Below are 15989 nucleotides of genomic sequence, written 5' to 3'. Positions count from 1 at the left end.
CGGGGGCGCATCCGAGGGATGCGCCCCCGTCGTCGTCGCCTACGGACGACTGGCATCGCGACGCGACACGCCCGGGTTGCGCCGACATCGGCGGGATGGCAGAATAGACAGGTTCCACATTCCGGCGTGCGCTTCGGCGCGTGCGGATCACTGCCAGGGCAGTGCATAGACGGCGCGGAAACGCGCAGGGATCTAGGCCGCGGGCAGCAGAACGACATCACCCCCCTCCACCCCTCCGGGGGAGGAGTGCGGACTGACAGATGAACAGCGGTGCAGCATCAGCCGCCTCCGGGCGGCATCGAACATGCGCCTGTGCGTCCAATGCCCCCGAGGTACGACGCGGAAAGAGAGACAGACAATGGCGGGACAGAAGATCCGCATTCGCCTGAAGTCGTATGACCACGAGGTCATCGACTCGTCGGCGCGCAAGATCGTCGACACGGTGACCCGTGCCGGCGCTCAGGTCGTCGGCCCGGTGCCGCTCCCGACGGAGAAGAACGTCGTGGCGGTCATCCGTTCGCCCCACAAGTACAAGGACAGCCGCGAGCACTTCGAGATGCGCACCCACAAGCGCCTCATCGACATCGTCGACCCGACCCCCAAGGCGGTCGACTCGCTCATGCGCCTGGACCTCCCTGCTGACGTCAACATCGAGATCAAGCTCTGAGGTCCGACATGGCTGACATCAACAACAAGGTTTCGAAGGGCCTCCTGGGCACGAAGCTCGGGATGACCCAGGTCTGGAACGAGAACGGCAAGCTCATCCCCGTCACGGTGATCGAGCTCGCCCCCAACGTGGTCACGCAGCTGCGCTCGGTCGAGAAGGACGGCTACAACGCCGTGCAGATCGGCTACGGCCAGATCGACCCCCGCAAGGTGAACAAGCCCCTCACGGCCCACTTCGAGGCCGCGGGCGTGACGCCCCGTCGTCACCTCACCGAGATCCGCACCGCGGACGCCGCCGACTACACCCTGGGCCAGGAGCTCACGGTGGACGGCACGTTCGAGGCCGGCCAGCTCGTCGACGTCGTCGGCACGAGCAAGGGCAAGGGCACCGCGGGTGTCATGAAGCGCCACAACTTCAAGGGCGTCTCGGCTTCGCACGGTGCGCACCGCAACCACCGCAAGCCCGGCTCGATCGGCGCATCGTCGACCCCGAGCCGCGTCTTCAAGGGCATGCGCATGGCCGGCCGTATGGGCGGCGAGCGCGTGACCGTCCTCAACCTCACGGTCCACGCCGTCGACGCCGAGAAGGGTCTGCTGCTCGTCAAGGGCGCCGTCCCCGGTGCGCGCGGTCGGATCGTCTTCGTCCGCAACGCTGTGAAGGGAGCCTGAGTTAGATGGCTGACTCCACGCTCGCCCTCGACGTTCTCGGAACCGACGGCAAGAAGACCGGCACGGTCGAGCTTCCCGCCTCGGTGTTCGACGTCAAGACGAACATCCCGCTGATCCACCAGGTCGTCGTCGCGCAGCTCGCGGCGGCTCGCCAGGGCACGCACTCGACCAAGCGTCGCGGCGAGGTCTCCGGCGCCGGCCGCAAGCCCTTCAAGCAGAAGGGCACGGGCAACGCCCGTCAGGGCTCGATCCGCGCGCCGCACATGACCGGCGGTGGCATCGTCCACGGCCCGAAGCCGCGCGACTACTCGCAGCGCACCCCCAAGAAGATGATCGCCGCCGCCCTCGCGGGCGTGCTCAGCGACCGTCTCCGCGGCGGCCGCCTGCACATCGTCGACGCGTTCGGCGCCGAGAAGCCCTCGACGAAGGCCGCTGCGTCCTTCCTTGCGCAGGTCACGACCTCGAAGAAGGTCCTCGTCGTGCTCGACCGCACCGACGACTTCGGCTGGCTGAGCGTTCGCAACCTCGCGAACGTGCACGTCCTGTCGGCCGACCAGCTCAACGCCTACGACGTGGTCACGTCCGACGACGTCGTGTTCACGAAGGCCGCGATCGACGCGTTCATCGCGCTGAAGTCCGGCGCCACCCAGGAGGTCTCGGCATGACCGCGCTCAACAAGGACCCGCGCGACATCATCCTGTCGCCCGTCGTCTCCGAGAAGAGCTACGGCCTGATCGACGAGGGCAAGTACACGTTCATCGTGGACCCCCGCTCGAACAAGACGGAGATCAAGCTCGCGATCGAGAAGATCTTCGATGTGAAGGTCGCCTCGGTGAACACGATCAACCGCGTCGGCAAGTCCCGCCGCACCCGCTTCGGCACCGGCAAGCGCAAGGACACCAAGCGCGCCATCGTGACTCTGAAGTCGGGCACCATCGACATCTTCACGGCCGTCGCCTGACCCGCGGAGGAGGAGAGAACAATGGCTATTCGCAATTACAAGCCCACGACCCCGGGTCGCCGCGGCTCGTCGGTGGCTGACTTCGCCGAGATCACGCGATCGACCCCCGAGAAGTCGCTGCTGCGCCCGCTCGCCAAGACGGGCGGCCGCAACAACCAGGGCCGCATCACCACCCGCCACATCGGCGGCGGGCACAAGCGCCAGTACCGCGTCATCGACTTCCGTCGCAACGACAAGGACGGCATCAACGCCAAGGTCGCTCACATCGAGTACGACCCCAACCGCACCGCGCGCATCGCGCTCCTGCACTACTTCGACGGCGAGAAGCGCTACATCCTCGCGCCCGAGAAGCTGCGCCAGGGCGATGTCGTCGAGTCGGGTGCCGGCGCCGACATCAAGCCCGGTAACAACCTGCCGCTGCGCAACATCCCGACCGGTACGGTGATCCACGCGATCGAGCTCCGTCCCGGCGGCGGTGCGAAGCTGGCTCGTTCGGCGGGCGCCTCGGTGCGTCTCGTCGCGAAGGACGGCCCCTACGCCCAGCTGCGCCTGCCCTCGGGCGAGGTCCGCAACGTCGACGTGCGCTGCCGCGCCACGATCGGCGAGGTCGGCAACGCTGAGCAGTCGAACATCAACTGGGGCAAGGCCGGCCGCAAGCGCTGGAAGGGCGTGCGCCCGACCGTCCGCGGTGTCGCGATGAACCCGGTCGACCACCCGCACGGTGGTGGTGAGGGCAAGACCTCCGGTGGTCGCAACCCCGTCACGCCGTGGGGTCAGCCTGAGGGCCGCACCCGTCACGCGAACAAGGAAAGCGACAAGCTCATCGTTCGTCGTCGTAACGCCGGCAAGAAGCGCAAGTAGGAGTCAAGAAGATGCCACGCAGTCTGAAGAAGGGCCCCTTCGTCGACGAGCACCTGCTTCGCAAGGTTGTCTCGCAGAACGAGGCGGGTTCCAAGAACGTCATCAAGACCTGGTCGCGCCGTTCGATGATCATCCCCGCCATGCTGGGACACACCATCGCCGTGCACGACGGTCGCAAGCACATCCCCGTGTTCGTGACCGAGACCATGGTCGGCCACAAGCTGGGCGAGTTCGCGCCCACCCGCACCTTCCGCGGTCACGTGAAGGACGACAAGAAGGGCCGTCGCCGCTAAGGCGACCTGAGAGGAGAGAGAAATGGTGGAGTCCATCGCACGTGTGCGACACATCCGCGTGACCCCTCAGAAGGCTCGCCGTGTCGTTGCCCTCATCAAGGGCAAGCAGGCCCAGGAGGCGCTCGCGATCCTCAAGTTCGCGCAGCAGTCCGCCTCGGACCCGATCTACAAGCTCGTCGAGTCGGCGATCGCCAACGCGCAGGTCAAGGCCGGCAATGCCGGCGAGTACCTGAACGAGCAGGACCTGTACGTGAAGAACGCCTTCGTGGACGAGGGGACGACGCTCAAGCGCTTCCAGCCTCGTGCCCAGGGCCGCGCGTTCCAGATCAAGAAGCGCACGAGCCACATCACGGTCGTGCTCTCCACGCCGGACGCCGCCGAGGCGGCCCCGGCGGAGCAGAAGAAGGCGAGCAAGTAATGGGACAGAAGGTCAACCCGTACGGCTTCCGTCTCGGCATCACCACGGACCACGTCTCGCGCTGGTTCTCTGACTCGACCAAGCCGGGTCAGCGTTACGCCGACTACGTGGCCGAGGACATCAAGATCCGCAAGCTCCTGACGACGACGCTCGACCGCGCCGGCGTCTCGAGCATCGAGATCGAGCGCACCCGCGACCGCGTGCGCGTCGACATCCACACCGCGCGCCCCGGTATCGTCATCGGCCGCCGCGGTGCGGAGGCCGAGCGCATCCGCAGCGAGCTCGAGAAGCTCACGGGCAAGCAGATCCAGCTGAACATCCTCGAGGTGAAGAACCCCGAGGCCGACGCTCAGCTCGTCGCCCAGGGCGTCGCCGAGCAGCTCAGCGCCCGCGTGGCCTTCCGCCGCGCGATGCGCAAGGGCCTGCAGGGCGCCCAGCGCGCCGGCGCCAAGGGCGTCCGGATCCAGGTCTCGGGCCGTCTCGGCGGCGCCGAGATGAGCCGTTCGGAGTTCTACCGCGAGGGTCGTGTGCCGCTGCACACGCTGCGCGCGAACATCGACTACGGCTTCTACGAGGCGAAGACCACCTTCGGCCGCATCGGCGTGAAGGTCTGGATCTACAAGGGCGACCTCACCAACAAGGAACTCGCGCGTGAAGAGGCTTCGCGCAAGCCCGCTTCGCGCGACCGTGGCGGCCGCCGCGGGCCCCGTCGCAACGACGAGGCCGCTCCGGTCGCGGAAGGAGCGTCGGCGTAATGCTCATCCCCCGCAAGGTCAAGTACCGGAAGCAGCACCACCCCAAGCGGGATGGCGCGGCGACCGGCGGCACGAAGGTCTCCTTCGGCGAGTACGGCATCCAGGCGCTCACGCCGGCCTACGTGACGAACCGTCAGATCGAGGCGGCTCGTATCGCCATGACGCGTCACATCAAGCGTGGTGGAAAGGTGTGGATCAACATCTACCCCGACCGCCCGCTCACCAAGAAGCCGGCCGAGACCCGAATGGGCTCCGGCAAGGGCTCGCCCGAGTGGTGGGTCGCCAACGTCAAGCCGGGCCGCGTCCTCTTCGAGGTCGCGGGTGTCAACGAGCAGCTCGCTCGCGAGGCACTCACCCGGGCAATCCACAAGCTGCCGCTCAAGGCACGCATCATCAAGCGCGAGGAGGGCGACGCGTAATGGCGATCGGCACCAAGGAGCTCGCCCCCAAGGAGCTCGACACGTTCGAAGACCAGCGCCTCGCCGAGGAGCTGCGCAAGGCCAAGGAGGAGCTGTTCAACCTCCGTTTCCAGTCGGCCACCGGCCAGCTGGAGAGCCATGGCCGCATCCGCGCCGTCAAGCGCGACATCGCCCGTCTCTACACGGTGATCCGCGAGCGCGAGCTCGGGATCCGCGCGACGCCCGCGCCCGTGGAGACCAAGGCCAAGAAGAGCAAGGCGAAGAAGGCTGCAGAGCCGGCTGCCGCCGAGGGAGAGGCTGAGTGATGGCCACCGAGAACAAGACCGAGGAGACCGTCGAGCGCGGTTACCGCAAGTCGTTCCGCGGCTACGTCGTGAGCGACAAGATGGACAAGACGATCGTCGTCGAGGTCGAGGACCGCGTGAAGCACCCCCTCTACGGCAAGGTCATCCGTCGCACCAAGAAGCTCAAGGCTCATGACGAGCAGAACAGCGCCGGCATCGGCGACCTCGTCGTGATCAACGAGACGCGTCCGCTCAGCGCGACCAAGCGCTTCCGCCTGGTCGAGATCGTGGAGAAGGCCAAGTGATTCAGAACGAATCCCGACTCAAGGTCGCCGACAACACCGGCGCCAAGGAGCTGCTCACCATCCGCGTGCTCGGCGGTTCGAACCGCCGCTACGCGGGCCTCGGTGACACGATCGTCGCCACCGTCAAGGACGCGATCCCCGGCGGCAACGTGAAGAAGGGCGACGTCGTCAAGGCGGTCGTCGTCCGCACCGTCAAGGAGACCCGTCGCGCCGACGGCTCCTACATCAAGTTCGACGAGAACGCCGCCGTGATCCTGAAGAACGACGGGGAGCCCCGCGGCACCCGCATCTTCGGCCCGGTCGGCCGTGAGCTGCGCGACCGCAAGTTCATGAAGATCGTCTCGCTCGCCCCGGAGGTGCTGTAACTCATGGCGAACATCAAGAAGGGCGACCTCGTCCAGGTGATCACCGGCGCCAAGCCCGAGCGCGGCGGAGACCGCGGCAAGCAGGGCAAGGTGCTCGAGATCGTCGACGGCGGCAACCGCGTCGTCGTCGAGGGCGTCAACTACATCACCAAGCACAACCGCGTCGGCCAGACGCAGCGCGGCACCAAGACGGGTGGCATCGAGACCTTCGAGGCCCCGATCCACGTGTCGAACGTCGCGCTCGTCGACCCCGAGACGAAGAAGCCGACCCGCGTCGGCTTCCGCGTCGAGGAGCAGGTCAAGGACGGCGTCAAGAAGACGGTTCGCGTGCGCTACGCGAAGAAGTCGGGTAAGGACATCTGACAATGAGCACGGACACCGCAGCGCAGACTGGCAAAATCCAGCCGCGCAAGAAGCAGGTCTACCGCGACGAGATCCGCCAGAAGCTGCAGGACGAGTTCGGCTACGCCAACCCGATGCAGATTCCCGGCCTCGTCAAGGTCGTCGTGAACACGGGTGTCGGCGAGGCCGCTCGCGACAGCAAGGTCATCGAGGGCGCGGTCGCAGACCTCACCGCCATCACCGGCCAGAAGCCCGTCGTGACGAAGGCCAAGAAGTCGATCGCGCAGTTCAAGCTGCGCGAGGGCCAGGCCATCGGCGCGCACGTCACCCTCCGCGGCGACCGCGCGTGGGAGTTCCTGGACCGCCTCATCTCGCTCGCCCTGCCCCGTATCCGCGACTTCCGCGGCCTGTCGCCGAAGCAGTTCGACGGCAACGGCAACTACACCTTCGGTGTGACGGAGCAGTCGATCTTCCACGAGATCGACCAGGACAAGATCGACCGCGTCCGCGGTTTCGACATCACGATCGTCACCTCCGCGAAGTCGGACGACGAGGGACGCGCGTTCCTGCGCCACCTCGGCTTCCCCTTCGTGGGCAAGAACGACGAGGCCTGATACACTAGGGCGTTTGCTTCATGCGTGTGGCCCCCGCGGTCGTGTGCCGCGGGGGCCACACGCATGACATCCCACAACTGAACACAGCCAGTCATCGAAGGTCGTCTGTCGTGTAACGGCAGCCGAAACCTCATGAACGAAGGACAAGTCATATGACAATGACAGACCCGGTCGCAGATCTGCTGACCCGTCTGCGCAACGCGAACTCGGCGCACCACGACTCCGTGTCGCTGCCGTCGAGCAAGCTCAAGACGCACATCGCCGACATCCTCAAGCAGGAGGGCTACATCGCGTCGTGGGAGGAGTCTGACGCCCGCGTGGGCAAGACCCTCACGCTGACGCTGAAGTACGGCCCCAACCGCGAGCGGTCGATCGCCGGCATCAAGCGCGTGTCGAAGCCCGGTCTCCGCGTGTACGCGAAGTCCACGGAGCTCCCTCGCGTCCTCGGCGGACTCGGCGTCGCCATCCTGTCCACCTCCAGCGGGCTCCTCACGGACCGCCAGGCCGAGCAGAAGGGCGTGGGCGGAGAAGTTCTCGCCTACGTGTGGTGATCGAACCATGTCGCGTATCGGACGTCTTCCCATCGACATCCCCGCCGGCGTCTCTGTGACGGTCGACGGGTCCACGGTTGCGGTCAAGGGCCCCAAGGGCGAGCTCGCCCTCGAGGTCGCGAAGCCGATCGAGGTCAAGGTCGAGGAGAACCAGGTTCTCGTCACCCGCCCCGACGACGAGCGTGAGTCGCGTGCCCTGCACGGTCTCACCCGCACCCTCATCTCCAACAACATCATCGGCGTGACCCAGGGCTACACCAAGGGCCTCGAGGTCGTCGGCACGGGTTACCGCGTCGCGCAGAAGGGCTCGTCCGTCGAGTTCGCCCTGGGCTTCTCGCACCCGGTCACCGTCGAGCCGCCGACCGGCATCACGTTCACGGTCGAGGGCAACAACAAGCTCACCGTCAGCGGCATCGACAAGCAGGCCGTCGGCGAGGTGGCTGCCAACATCCGCAAGATCCGCAAGCCCGAGCCCTACAAGGGCAAGGGCGTGCGCTACGCCGGCGAGGTCGTGCGTCGCAAGGCCGGAAAGGCTGGTAAGTAATCATGGCTGTGAAGTCGAAGTCCGCCGCCCGGTCGCGTCGTCACACCCGCCTTCGCAAGAAGGTCGTGGGCAGCGAGCTGCGTCCGCGCCTCGTCGTCACGCGCTCCGCGCGCCACGTCTTCGTCCAGGTCGTCGACGACAGCAAGGGCCACACCCTCGCCAGCGCGTCGACGCTCGAGACCGACCTGCGCTCGTTCGAGGGCGACAAGACCGCCAAGGCCCGCAAGGTCGGCGAGCTCGTCGCCGAGCGTGCGAAGGCCGCCGGCATCGAGGCCGTCGTGTTCGACCGCGGAGGCAACCGCTACGCCGGCCGCGTCGCCGCGATCGCCGACGGCGCCCGCGAGGGAGGCCTGAACCTGTGAGTGAGATCAAGGAGACCGAAGTGACCACCGAAGCCGCTCAGGCAGCGCCCGAGCAGACCGAGGAGCGCCGCGAGCGTGAGCCTCGCCGCGGCGGTCGCGATCGCAACAGCCGCGGGAACGACCGCAACGGCCGTGGCGCCGACAGCCAGTTCCTGGAGCGCGTCGTCACGATCAACCGCGTGTCGAAGGTCGTCAAGGGCGGTCGCCGCTTCAGCTTCACGGCGCTCGTCGTCGTGGGCGACGGCAACGGCGTCGTGGGCGTCGGCTACGGCAAGGCCCGCGAGGTGCCCCTGGCCATCTCCAAGGGCGTCGAGGACGCGAAGCGCAACTTCTTCCGCGTCCCCCGCGTCGGCAGCACCATCCCGCACCCCGTGCAGGGTGAGGCGGCCGCGGGCGTCGTCCTGCTCCGTCCGGCTGCCGCCGGTACCGGTGTCATCGCGGGCGGCCCCGTCCGCGCCGTCCTCGAGTGCGCCGGCATCCACGACGTGCTCTCGAAGTCGCTCGGCTCGTCGAACACGATCAACATCGTGCACGCGACCGTCGAGGCCCTGAAGCAGCTCGAGGAGCCCCGTGCGGTCGCCGCGCGCCGTGGTCTCGACTTCGACCAGGTCGCCCCGGCTCGTCTCGTGCGTGCGGAGGCCGAGGCCGCCGCGAGTGCAAAGGCAGGTGCCTGATGGCTTCGCGTCTGAAGGTGACGCAGATCAAGTCCAAGGTGAGCGAGAAGCAGAACCAGCGTGACACGCTGCGCAGCCTCGGTCTCAAGCGGATCGGCGACTCGGTCGTCCGTCCCGACGACCAGCAGACGCGCGGCTACGTGCGCACGGTCGCTCACCTCGTGAAGGTTGAGGAGATCGACTGATGGCTGAGAGCAACGAGCAGCGCCCCGGCGTGCTGAAGGCCCACCACCTCCGTCCCGTCCCCGGTGCCAACACCGCGAAGACCCGCAAGGGTCGCGGTGAGGGCTCGAAGGGCAAGACGGCCGGTCGCGGCACGAAGGGCACGAAGGCCCGCAACACCGTGCGCGTCGGCTTCGAGGGTGGCCAGATGCCGCTGCACATGCGCACCCCGAAGCTCCGTGGCTTCAAGAACCCGTTCCGCGTCGAGTACCAGGTCGTGAACCTGGACAAGCTCGCGGAGCTCTACCCCCAGGGCGGCGACGTGACCGTCGCCGACCTCGTCGCCAAGGGCGCCGTTCGCAAGAACGAGAAGGTCAAGGTCCTGGGAGGCGGCGAGATCGCCGTCGCCCTGACCGTGGACGTCGACAAGGTCTCCGGCTCGGCTGAGCAGAAGATCGTCGCCGCCGGCGGCAGCATCAAGTAAGACCCCGTGAAAGGGCCGGAGGCGAACGCCTCCGGCCCTTTCCGTTACTCTGGAGCGTGGTGCGCCTGATAACGGTCGCGCATCGCTCCATTCCACTGGGAGGCCCTTCCTTGTTCAGCGCCATCGCGCGGATCTTCCGCACGCCCGACCTGCGTCGGAAGATCGGCTTCACGCTCGGGATCATCGCCGTGTACCGTTTCGGCGCGCACGTCCCCGCACCGTTCGTCAACTTCCCGAACGTGCAGAGCTGCATCGACCAGACGTCCGGCGCGCAGGGCCTCCTCTCGCTCGTGAACCTGTTCTCGGGCGGCGCGCTGCTGCAGCTGTCCATCTTCGCCCTCGGCGTCATGCCGTACATCACGGCGACGATCATCACCCAGCTGCTGCGCGTGGTCATCCCGCACTTCGAGACCCTCTACAAGGAGGGCCAGCAGGGCCAGGCGAAGCTCACGCAGTACACGCGCTACCTCACGATCGCGCTCGCGCTGCTGCAGTCGACGACGCTCATCACCGTCGCCCGCAGCGGGCAGCTGTTCGGCGTGACGGGCATCCCGGAGTGCACCGAGCTGCTCACGAACGACGTGTGGTGGGCGCAGCTGCTCCTCATCATCACGATGACGGCAGGCACCGGGCTCATCATGTGGTTCGCCGAGCTCGTGACCGAGCGCGGCATCGGCAACGGCATGTCGCTGCTCATCTTCACGTCGATCGCCGCGACGTTCCCCGCCGCCATGTGGTCGATCTGGCAGGCGCGCGGCTTCGAGATCTTCCTGCTCGTGCTCGCGGTGGGCGTCGTCGTCGTCGCGGCCGTCGTCTTCGTCGAGCAGTCGCAGCGCCGCATCCCGGTGCAGTACGCCAAGCGGATGGTCGGACGCCGCACGTACGGCGGGACGAACACGTACATCCCGATCAAGGTGAACATGGCGGGCGTCGTGCCCGTGATCTTCGCGTCGTCGCTGCTGTACATCCCGTCGCTCATCGCGCAGTTCAACTCCACGCCCGACGCCGAGGGCAACCTGCCGGGCTGGGTCACGTGGATCAACAACTACCTGACGACGGGCGACCACCCGGCGTACATGGCGGTCTACTTCCTCCTCATCATCGGCTTCACGTACTTCTACGTGGCCATCACGTTCAACCCGGTCGACGTCGCCGACAACATGAAGAAGTACGGCGGCTTCATCCCCGGCATCCGCGCGGGCCGCCCGACGGCCGAGTACCTCGACTACGTGCTGACGCGCATCACGCTGCCCGGCTCGCTGTACCTGGGCCTCATCGCGCTCATCCCGCTCATCGCGCTCGCGACGGTCGGCGCCAACCAGAACTTCCCGTTCGGCGGCGCCTCGATCCTCATCATCGTCGGCGTCGGCCTCGAGACCGTGAAGCAGATCGACGCGCAGCTGCAGCAGCGCCATTACGAAGGGCTCCTCCGATGACCGCGACCCGCCTCCTGATCGTCGGACCGCAGGGCTCCGGCAAGGGCACGCAGGGCGTGCTCGTCGCCGAGGCCTTCGGCGTCCCCGTCGTCTCGACGGGCGACATCTTCCGCGCGAACATCCAGCAGGGCACCGAGCTCGGCCGCACCGTGAAGGCGATCACCGACGCGGGCAACCTCGTGCCCGACGAGGTGACGAGCGAGATCGTGCGCGACCGGCTGTCGCAGGACGACGCCCAGGGCGGATTCCTGCTCGACGGATACCCCCGCAACGCGGCGCAGGTGGAGCACCTCGATGCGTTCCTCGGCGGTCGGGGCGAGAGCCTCGACGCCGTGATCCTCCTCGACGTGCCGCGCGACGAGTCGATCGCGCGCATCGCCAAGCGCGCCGAGGAGCAGGGGCGCACCGACGACACGGCCGAGGCGATCGCGAAGCGGCTCGACATCTACGAGTCCGAGACGGCGCCCATCCTCGACGTCTACGGCGCGCGCGGCATCGTCGACCGGATCGACGGCGTCGGCTCGCTCGACGAGATCACCGAGCGCATCTTCTCCGCGCTCGAGGCGCGCGGCCTCGCGCGCGTGGCCGCGTAGCGTGTTCCGCCGCTCGCCCTACAAGAACGCGGCGCAGCTGCGGGGGATGGTCGCACCCGGCCTCGTCACGGCGGCATCGCTCGACGAGGTGCGCCGGATCATCCGCCCCGGCATCACGACGGGCGAGCTCGATGCGGCGGCGCACGACGTGATCGTCGCACGCGGTGCACGTTCGAACTTCCAGCTCGTGCGCGGGTACCGGCACACGACGTGCATCTCCGTCAACGAGCAGGTGGTGCACGGCATCCCCGGCGGACGCGTCATCGAACCGGGTGACATCGTGTCGATCGACTCGGGAGCCGAGACGCCAGACGGCTGGAACGGCGACTCGGCGATCACGGTCGTCGTGCCGGGCGGAGACCCCGCGGTCGCCGCGCGTCGCGAGGAGCTCTCGCGCGTGACGGAGGGGTCCATGTGGGCCGGCATCGCCGCGCTCGCCCGCGCATCCCACCTCGGCGAGGTGGGCGCCGCCATCCAGGACTTCATCGAGGCGCACCCGCTGTCGACGGGCGCGCCGGCCGGCATCCTGCGCGACTACGTCGGCCACGGCATCGGGCGGAAGATGCACGAGGCTCCGTCGATCTTCAACTACCGCACCCCCGAGCGCGGCGCGGATGTGCGCCCCGGCCTCACCGTGTGCATCGAGCCGATGATGACGGCGGGATCGGACGAGGTGTTCGTCGAGGACGACGACTGGACCGTCTCCACCGTCGACGGCTCCGACGGCTCTCACTGGGAGCACAGCGTCGCCGTGCATGATGGCGGCATCTGGGTTCTCACCGCGCCCGACGGGGGAGCGTCTGCTCTCGCCGCGTTCGGCGTCGTCCCCGAGCCCCTCGCCTGACCGACCGGAGAAGACAGCAGTGATGATGGCAAGCCCTGGCAAGAAGACGAACTGGTTCGCGATCATCATCTCGATCGTCGTCGTGGTCGCGGTGGTGGGCGTCGGCGCGCTCGTCGTGACGATGAACAATGCGGCCTCGGCACCCGCCGCGGCGCCCGCCGACGGCGTCGTCAACGAGGACACGGGCGGCATCAGCCTGGGCGAGGGCGCCGACGTCATCGAGGAGTACGTCGACTTCATGTGCCCCTACTGCGGGCAGTACTGGGACGGCTACAGCGAGTACGTGAGCGAGAAGGTGTCGTCGGGGGACGCGACCCTCGTCATCCACCCCATCTCGATCCTCGACAACGCGTCGATGGGGACCCAGTACTCGACCCGCGCCGCGAGCGCCGCGTACTGCGTCGCGGAGTCGAACCCCGAGGCCTTCTATCCCTACGTCGACAAGCTGTTCGCGAACCAGCCGGCCGAGTCGACGGAGGGCCTCACGGACGACCAGCTCGCCGACTACGCCTCGCAGGTCGGCGCAGCGGATGCCGCGTCGTGCATCGCCGGCGGCGAGTACATGGACTACGTCACCGAGAAGACGCAGGACACCCCGATCGCGGAGGGCGCCACGGGCATCTCCACGCCGACGATCGTCGTCAACGGCGAGATCGCGAACATCTCGTTCACGGGCCCCGAGGCCGACCTGGCCCCGCTCCTCGCGCAGTGACCGTCGGCGCGACCCGGCGACACGCCGAGGTTGCCGACACGCCCGACGTGACCTAACATAGATCTTTGGTGCCTTGCGCCTCATCCCGGCGTGTCGTCGAGACGAGCCGGCACCACCATCCCACCCACCGCAGACCGGCCGGTCTGCAGCTACGCGAGCGAGGCTATGGCGAAGAAAGACGGAGTCATCGAGTCCGAGGGGACCATCGTGGAGGCGCTGCCGAACGCGATGTTCCGTGTCGAGCTCGACAAGCCCGCTGGGCACAAGGTGCTCGCGACGATCTCGGGCAAGATGCGCCAGAACTACATCCGCATCATCCCCGAGGACCGTGTCGTCGTCGAGCTGAGCCCGTACGACCTCACGCGCGGTCGTATCGTCTACCGCTACCGCTGATCGGCCGAGAAGTAACGACCGGCGTGCCCGCACGCCGGTACGAAGACAGCGAACAGGAAGCAACATGAAGGTCAACCCCAGCGTCAAGCCGATCTGCGACCACTGCAAGGTGATCCGCCGCCACGGCCGCGTCATGGTGATCTGCAAGAGCAACCCGCGCCACAAGCAGCGCCAGGGTTGAGCCGAGCCTCGCACGAGGATCCTCATACGAGGTCTCGCGAGGCGCGCAGCGCAGACACCGACAACTGAATCTCGGCAGGATCAGAACCCGCACGGCGGGGGACACCTCGGGGCGGAGGCCCGGGCACCGATCCTGCTCCACACCTCCATCGACAACAGGAGAACCGCATGGCACGTCTTGCCGGCGTCGACATCCCGCGCGACAAGCGCGTGGTGATCGCACTCACGTACATCTACGGCGTTGGCCGTACCCGCTCGAACGAGATCCTCGCCGCCACGGGCATCGACGAGAACATCCGCGTCAAGGACCTCTCGGACGACCAGCTCGTCGCGCTGCGCGACTACATCGAGGGCAACTACAAGGTGGAGGGTGACCTCCGCCGCGAGGTGGCGGCCGACATCCGCCGCAAGGTCGAGATCGGCTCCTACGAGGGCCTCCGTCACCGCCGTGGCCTCCCGGTCCGCGGTCAGCGCACGAAGACCAACGCGCGTACGCGCAAGGGTCCCAAGCGCACCGTTGCCGGTAAGAAGAAGGCCCGCTAAGGCGCGCGGATAGGTTCAGGAGAAGAACATGGCTGCACCCAAGACTGCTGCGCGCAAGCCGCGCCGCAAGGAGAAGAAGAACATCGCGCTGGGCCAGGCCCACATCAAGTCGACGTTCAACAACACGATCGTGTCGATCACCGACCCGTCCGGCGCTGTCATCAGCTGGGCGTCGTCGGGCGGCGTGGGCTTCAAGGGCTCGCGCAAGTCGACGCCGTTCGCCGCCGGTCTCGCCGCGGAGTCCGCTGCGCGCCAGGCGCAGGAGCACGGCGTCAAGAAGGTCGACGTCTTCGTCAAGGGCCCCGGCTCGGGTCGCGAGACCGCGATCCGTTCGCTGCAGGCCGCGGGCCTCGAGGTCGGCTCGATCTCGGATGTCACGCCGCAGGCGCACAACGGCTGCCGTCCGCCGAAGCGCCGCCGCGTCTGAGAACCGTCTTCGCCGGGGTGCTCGCGAGAGCACCCCGGCGCATTCGCCGTTCCGGCCCGGCTCGCGCTGGGTCCCGAGTACAACTCAAGACCTCATCCACGCAAGTGTCATATAGCGGGCACTTGATCGAAAGGAACACATAGTGCTCATCGCACAGCGTCCGACCCTCACCGAGGAGAAGATCTCGGAGTTCCGCAGCCGGTTCGTCATCGAGCCGCTCGAGCCCGGCTTCGGCTACACGATCGGCAACGCGCTCCGCCGCAGCCTCCTCTCGTCGATCCCCGGCGCGGCTGTCACGAGCATCCGCATCGACGGCGTGCTGCACGAGTTCAGCACGATCCCCGGCGTGAAGGAGGATGTCACCGAGATCATCCTCAACATCAAGCAGCTGGTCGTCTCGAGCGAGCGCGACGAGCCCATCACGGCGTACCTCCGCAAGACGGGCGCCGGCGAGGTCACGGCCGCCGACATCTCTGCCCCCGCGGGCGTCGAGGTGCACAACCCCGAGCTCGTCATCGCGACGCTCAACTCGGACGCGAAGTTCGAGCTCGAGCTCACGATCGAGCGCGGTCGCGGCTACGTCTCGGCGACGCAGAACCGCAACGAGTACGCCGAGGCCGGTCAGATCCCCGTCGACTCGATCTACTCGCCCGTCTTCAAGGTGAGCTACCGCGTCGACGCGACCCGTGCCGGTGAGCGCACCGACTTCGACAAGCTCATCCTGGACGTCGAGACGAAGGCATCCATCGCGCCCCGCGACGCCGTCGCGTCGGCCGGCCGCACGCTCGTCGAGCTGTTCGGTCTCGCCCGCGAGCTGAACGTCGAGGCGGAGGGCATCGAGATCGGCCCCGCGCCGGTCGAGACCGTCCTCTCGAACGAGCTGTCGATGCCGATCGAGGACCTCGACCTGTCGGTCCGCTCGTACAACTGCCTCAAGCGCGAGGGAATCAACACGGTCAGCGAGCTCGTCGCCCTCTCGGAGACGCAGCTCATGAACATCCGCAACTTCGGTCAGAAGTCGGTCGACGAGGTGCGCGACAAGCTCGTCTCGCTCGGTCTGTCGCTGAAGGACTCGGTGCCCGGTTTCGACGGCACCGGCTTCTACAGCGGCTACGACGAAGAGTCCCTCTGA

General features: G+C 67.4%; 29 protein-coding genes. All 29 read left to right on the top strand.

The window, feature by feature from the left end:
• The first annotated feature begins 358 nt into the window (after nucleotides 1-358).
• Complete coding sequence (rpsJ, locus tag ACWGPF_RS13285) at nucleotides 359-667, top strand: 30S ribosomal protein S10 (RefSeq protein ID WP_156242027.1); 309 nt, start codon at nucleotides 359-361, stop codon at nucleotides 665-667.
• 8 nt (nucleotides 668-675) lie between these two features.
• On the top strand, nucleotides 676-1335 hold the full coding sequence (rplC, locus tag ACWGPF_RS13280) for a 50S ribosomal protein L3 (RefSeq protein ID WP_345439222.1): 660 nt from the start codon (nucleotides 676-678) through the stop codon (nucleotides 1333-1335).
• A gap of 5 nt (nucleotides 1336-1340) precedes the next feature.
• Nucleotides 1341-2000, top strand: coding sequence for a 50S ribosomal protein L4 (gene rplD / locus ACWGPF_RS13275; protein WP_452333246.1), 660 nt, complete (start codon nucleotides 1341-1343; stop codon nucleotides 1998-2000).
• Nucleotides 1997-2296, top strand: a complete 300-nt coding sequence (gene rplW / locus ACWGPF_RS13270; RefSeq protein WP_345439226.1) for a 50S ribosomal protein L23 — start codon at nucleotides 1997-1999, stop codon at nucleotides 2294-2296. Before rplD ends, rplW begins: the two co-directional genes overlap by 4 nt.
• Before the next feature lie 21 nt (nucleotides 2297-2317).
• Nucleotides 2318-3157, top strand: coding sequence for a 50S ribosomal protein L2 (gene rplB / locus ACWGPF_RS13265; protein ID WP_345439228.1), 840 nt, complete (start codon nucleotides 2318-2320; stop codon nucleotides 3155-3157).
• Between the two features lie 11 nt (nucleotides 3158-3168).
• Nucleotides 3169-3450 carry a 30S ribosomal protein S19 gene (gene rpsS / locus ACWGPF_RS13260; RefSeq protein ID WP_135063327.1) on the top strand — a complete coding sequence of 94 codons (282 nt, stop codon included), beginning with the start codon at nucleotides 3169-3171 and terminating at the stop codon, nucleotides 3448-3450.
• Between the two features lie 22 nt (nucleotides 3451-3472).
• Entirely contained in the window at nucleotides 3473-3868 is a 396-nt protein-coding gene (gene rplV / locus ACWGPF_RS13255) for a 50S ribosomal protein L22 (protein ID WP_345439231.1), read from the top strand.
• A complete protein-coding gene (gene rpsC, locus ACWGPF_RS13250) occupies nucleotides 3868-4623 on the top strand; it encodes a 30S ribosomal protein S3 (RefSeq protein ID WP_345439233.1) in 756 nt (251 codons plus the stop codon). The genes rplV and rpsC overlap by 1 nt, the downstream gene beginning before the upstream one ends.
• Nucleotides 4623-5042 carry a 50S ribosomal protein L16 gene (gene rplP, locus ACWGPF_RS13245; RefSeq protein ID WP_345439235.1) on the top strand — a complete coding sequence of 140 codons (420 nt, stop codon included), beginning with the start codon at nucleotides 4623-4625 and terminating at the stop codon, nucleotides 5040-5042. Before rpsC ends, rplP begins: the two co-directional genes overlap by 1 nt.
• Nucleotides 5042-5347 (top strand): 50S ribosomal protein L29, encoded by a 306-nt coding sequence (gene rpmC, locus ACWGPF_RS13240; protein ID WP_345439237.1) that lies wholly within the window; start codon nucleotides 5042-5044, stop codon nucleotides 5345-5347. The genes rplP and rpmC overlap by 1 nt, the downstream gene beginning before the upstream one ends.
• Nucleotides 5347-5631 carry a 30S ribosomal protein S17 gene (gene rpsQ, locus ACWGPF_RS13235; RefSeq protein WP_345439239.1) on the top strand — a complete coding sequence of 95 codons (285 nt, stop codon included), beginning with the start codon at nucleotides 5347-5349 and terminating at the stop codon, nucleotides 5629-5631. The genes rpmC and rpsQ overlap by 1 nt, the downstream gene beginning before the upstream one ends.
• Nucleotides 5628-5996: a 50S ribosomal protein L14 gene (gene rplN, locus ACWGPF_RS13230; protein WP_345439241.1), complete on the top strand. Its 369-nt coding sequence runs from the start codon at nucleotides 5628-5630 to the stop codon at nucleotides 5994-5996. The genes rpsQ and rplN overlap by 4 nt, the downstream gene beginning before the upstream one ends.
• Nucleotides 5997-5999: 3 nt before the next feature.
• Nucleotides 6000-6359 (top strand): 50S ribosomal protein L24, encoded by a 360-nt coding sequence (gene rplX, locus ACWGPF_RS13225; protein ID WP_345439243.1) that lies wholly within the window; start codon nucleotides 6000-6002, stop codon nucleotides 6357-6359.
• A gap of 2 nt (nucleotides 6360-6361) precedes the next feature.
• On the top strand, nucleotides 6362-6952 hold the full coding sequence (gene rplE, locus ACWGPF_RS13220; protein ID WP_345439245.1) for a 50S ribosomal protein L5: 591 nt from the start codon (nucleotides 6362-6364) through the stop codon (nucleotides 6950-6952).
• Between the two features lie 152 nt (nucleotides 6953-7104).
• The gene (gene rpsH / locus ACWGPF_RS13215) at nucleotides 7105-7503 is read left to right on the top strand and encodes a 30S ribosomal protein S8 (protein WP_345439247.1); all 399 of its coding nucleotides are present in this window, start codon (nucleotides 7105-7107) and stop codon (nucleotides 7501-7503) included.
• 7 nt (nucleotides 7504-7510) lie between these two features.
• Nucleotides 7511-8047 (top strand): 50S ribosomal protein L6, encoded by a 537-nt coding sequence (gene rplF, locus ACWGPF_RS13210; RefSeq protein ID WP_345439249.1) that lies wholly within the window; start codon nucleotides 7511-7513, stop codon nucleotides 8045-8047.
• A 2-nt stretch (nucleotides 8048-8049) separates the two neighbouring features.
• Nucleotides 8050-8409 (top strand): 50S ribosomal protein L18, encoded by a 360-nt coding sequence (gene rplR / locus ACWGPF_RS13205; RefSeq protein WP_345439251.1) that lies wholly within the window; start codon nucleotides 8050-8052, stop codon nucleotides 8407-8409.
• Nucleotides 8410-8429: 20 nt separating this feature from the next.
• A complete protein-coding gene (gene rpsE, locus ACWGPF_RS13200) occupies nucleotides 8430-9083 on the top strand; it encodes a 30S ribosomal protein S5 (protein WP_345439253.1) in 654 nt (217 codons plus the stop codon).
• Nucleotides 9083-9268, top strand: coding sequence for a 50S ribosomal protein L30 (gene rpmD / locus ACWGPF_RS13195; RefSeq protein ID WP_345439255.1), 186 nt, complete (start codon nucleotides 9083-9085; stop codon nucleotides 9266-9268). Before rpsE ends, rpmD begins: the two co-directional genes overlap by 1 nt.
• Nucleotides 9268-9729, top strand: a complete 462-nt coding sequence (rplO, locus tag ACWGPF_RS13190; protein ID WP_345439257.1) for a 50S ribosomal protein L15 — start codon at nucleotides 9268-9270, stop codon at nucleotides 9727-9729. Before rpmD ends, rplO begins: the two co-directional genes overlap by 1 nt.
• 110 nt (nucleotides 9730-9839) lie before the next feature.
• Nucleotides 9840-11165, top strand: coding sequence for a preprotein translocase subunit SecY (secY, locus tag ACWGPF_RS13185; protein WP_452333245.1), 1326 nt, complete (start codon nucleotides 9840-9842; stop codon nucleotides 11163-11165).
• Nucleotides 11162-11758, top strand: a complete 597-nt coding sequence (locus ACWGPF_RS13180) for an adenylate kinase (protein ID WP_452333244.1) — start codon at nucleotides 11162-11164, stop codon at nucleotides 11756-11758. The genes secY and ACWGPF_RS13180 overlap by 4 nt, the downstream gene beginning before the upstream one ends.
• A gap of 1 nt (nucleotide 11759) precedes the next feature.
• Entirely contained in the window at nucleotides 11760-12602 is an 843-nt protein-coding gene (gene map / locus ACWGPF_RS13175) for a type I methionyl aminopeptidase (protein ID WP_452333243.1), read from the top strand.
• A 22-nt stretch (nucleotides 12603-12624) separates the two neighbouring features.
• Entirely contained in the window at nucleotides 12625-13314 is a 690-nt protein-coding gene (locus ACWGPF_RS13170; protein WP_452333242.1) for a DsbA family protein, read from the top strand.
• A gap of 165 nt (nucleotides 13315-13479) precedes the next feature.
• Entirely contained in the window at nucleotides 13480-13707 is a 228-nt protein-coding gene (infA, locus tag ACWGPF_RS13165) for a translation initiation factor IF-1 (RefSeq protein ID WP_156242004.1), read from the top strand.
• Between the two features lie 64 nt (nucleotides 13708-13771).
• Entirely contained in the window at nucleotides 13772-13888 is a 117-nt protein-coding gene (gene rpmJ / locus ACWGPF_RS13160; RefSeq protein ID WP_005050492.1) for a 50S ribosomal protein L36, read from the top strand.
• Between the two features lie 167 nt (nucleotides 13889-14055).
• Nucleotides 14056-14430, top strand: a complete 375-nt coding sequence (gene rpsM / locus ACWGPF_RS13155; RefSeq protein WP_345439268.1) for a 30S ribosomal protein S13 — start codon at nucleotides 14056-14058, stop codon at nucleotides 14428-14430.
• 28 nt (nucleotides 14431-14458) lie between these two features.
• Entirely contained in the window at nucleotides 14459-14857 is a 399-nt protein-coding gene (gene rpsK, locus ACWGPF_RS13150) for a 30S ribosomal protein S11 (RefSeq protein WP_345439270.1), read from the top strand.
• Nucleotides 14858-14999: 142 nt separating this feature from the next.
• Nucleotides 15000-15989, top strand: coding sequence for a DNA-directed RNA polymerase subunit alpha (locus ACWGPF_RS13145; RefSeq protein ID WP_345439272.1), 990 nt, complete (start codon nucleotides 15000-15002; stop codon nucleotides 15987-15989).

The organism is Microbacterium sp. NPDC055683, assembly GCF_053617895.1.
This window is presented reverse-complemented; position numbering and strand designations above follow the sequence as displayed.

What these genes read in the sequence shown, in the direction of transcription:
- ACWGPF_RS13170 (WP_452333242.1), top strand. Translation starts at nt 12,625, where the DNA reads ATGATGGCAAGCCCTGGCAAGAAGACGAACTGGTTCGCGATCATCATC.
- ACWGPF_RS13180 (WP_452333244.1), top strand. Translation starts at nt 11,162, where the DNA reads ATGACCGCGACCCGCCTCCTGATCGTCGGACCGCAGGGCTCCGGCAAG.
- rpsH (WP_345439247.1), top strand. Translation starts at nt 7,105, where the DNA reads ATGACAATGACAGACCCGGTCGCAGATCTGCTGACCCGTCTGCGCAAC.
- rplW (WP_345439226.1), top strand. Translation starts at nt 1,997, where the DNA reads ATGACCGCGCTCAACAAGGACCCGCGCGACATCATCCTGTCGCCCGTC.
- rplC (WP_345439222.1), top strand. Translation starts at nt 676, where the DNA reads ATGGCTGACATCAACAACAAGGTTTCGAAGGGCCTCCTGGGCACGAAG.
- rplE (WP_345439245.1), top strand. Translation starts at nt 6,362, where the DNA reads ATGAGCACGGACACCGCAGCGCAGACTGGCAAAATCCAGCCGCGCAAG.
- rpsK (WP_345439270.1), top strand. Translation starts at nt 14,459, where the DNA reads ATGGCTGCACCCAAGACTGCTGCGCGCAAGCCGCGCCGCAAGGAGAAG.
- rplO (WP_345439257.1), top strand. Translation starts at nt 9,268, where the DNA reads ATGGCTGAGAGCAACGAGCAGCGCCCCGGCGTGCTGAAGGCCCACCAC.
- rplB (WP_345439228.1), top strand. Translation starts at nt 2,318, where the DNA reads ATGGCTATTCGCAATTACAAGCCCACGACCCCGGGTCGCCGCGGCTCG.
- rplD (WP_452333246.1), top strand. Translation starts at nt 1,341, where the DNA reads ATGGCTGACTCCACGCTCGCCCTCGACGTTCTCGGAACCGACGGCAAG.
- rplP (WP_345439235.1), top strand. Translation starts at nt 4,623, where the DNA reads ATGCTCATCCCCCGCAAGGTCAAGTACCGGAAGCAGCACCACCCCAAG.
- rpsQ (WP_345439239.1), top strand. Translation starts at nt 5,347, where the DNA reads ATGGCCACCGAGAACAAGACCGAGGAGACCGTCGAGCGCGGTTACCGC.
- rplX (WP_345439243.1), top strand. Translation starts at nt 6,000, where the DNA reads ATGGCGAACATCAAGAAGGGCGACCTCGTCCAGGTGATCACCGGCGCC.
- rpsS (WP_135063327.1), top strand. Translation starts at nt 3,169, where the DNA reads ATGCCACGCAGTCTGAAGAAGGGCCCCTTCGTCGACGAGCACCTGCTT.
- rpmD (WP_345439255.1), top strand. Translation starts at nt 9,083, where the DNA reads ATGGCTTCGCGTCTGAAGGTGACGCAGATCAAGTCCAAGGTGAGCGAG.
- rpsJ (WP_156242027.1), top strand. Translation starts at nt 359, where the DNA reads ATGGCGGGACAGAAGATCCGCATTCGCCTGAAGTCGTATGACCACGAG.
- rplR (WP_345439251.1), top strand. Translation starts at nt 8,050, where the DNA reads ATGGCTGTGAAGTCGAAGTCCGCCGCCCGGTCGCGTCGTCACACCCGC.
- rpmC (WP_345439237.1), top strand. Translation starts at nt 5,042, where the DNA reads ATGGCGATCGGCACCAAGGAGCTCGCCCCCAAGGAGCTCGACACGTTC.
- rplV (WP_345439231.1), top strand. Translation starts at nt 3,473, where the DNA reads ATGGTGGAGTCCATCGCACGTGTGCGACACATCCGCGTGACCCCTCAG.
- rpsM (WP_345439268.1), top strand. Translation starts at nt 14,056, where the DNA reads ATGGCACGTCTTGCCGGCGTCGACATCCCGCGCGACAAGCGCGTGGTG.
- rpsC (WP_345439233.1), top strand. Translation starts at nt 3,868, where the DNA reads ATGGGACAGAAGGTCAACCCGTACGGCTTCCGTCTCGGCATCACCACG.
- rplF (WP_345439249.1), top strand. Translation starts at nt 7,511, where the DNA reads ATGTCGCGTATCGGACGTCTTCCCATCGACATCCCCGCCGGCGTCTCT.
- rpmJ (WP_005050492.1), top strand. Translation starts at nt 13,772, where the DNA reads ATGAAGGTCAACCCCAGCGTCAAGCCGATCTGCGACCACTGCAAGGTG.
- infA (WP_156242004.1), top strand. Translation starts at nt 13,480, where the DNA reads ATGGCGAAGAAAGACGGAGTCATCGAGTCCGAGGGGACCATCGTGGAG.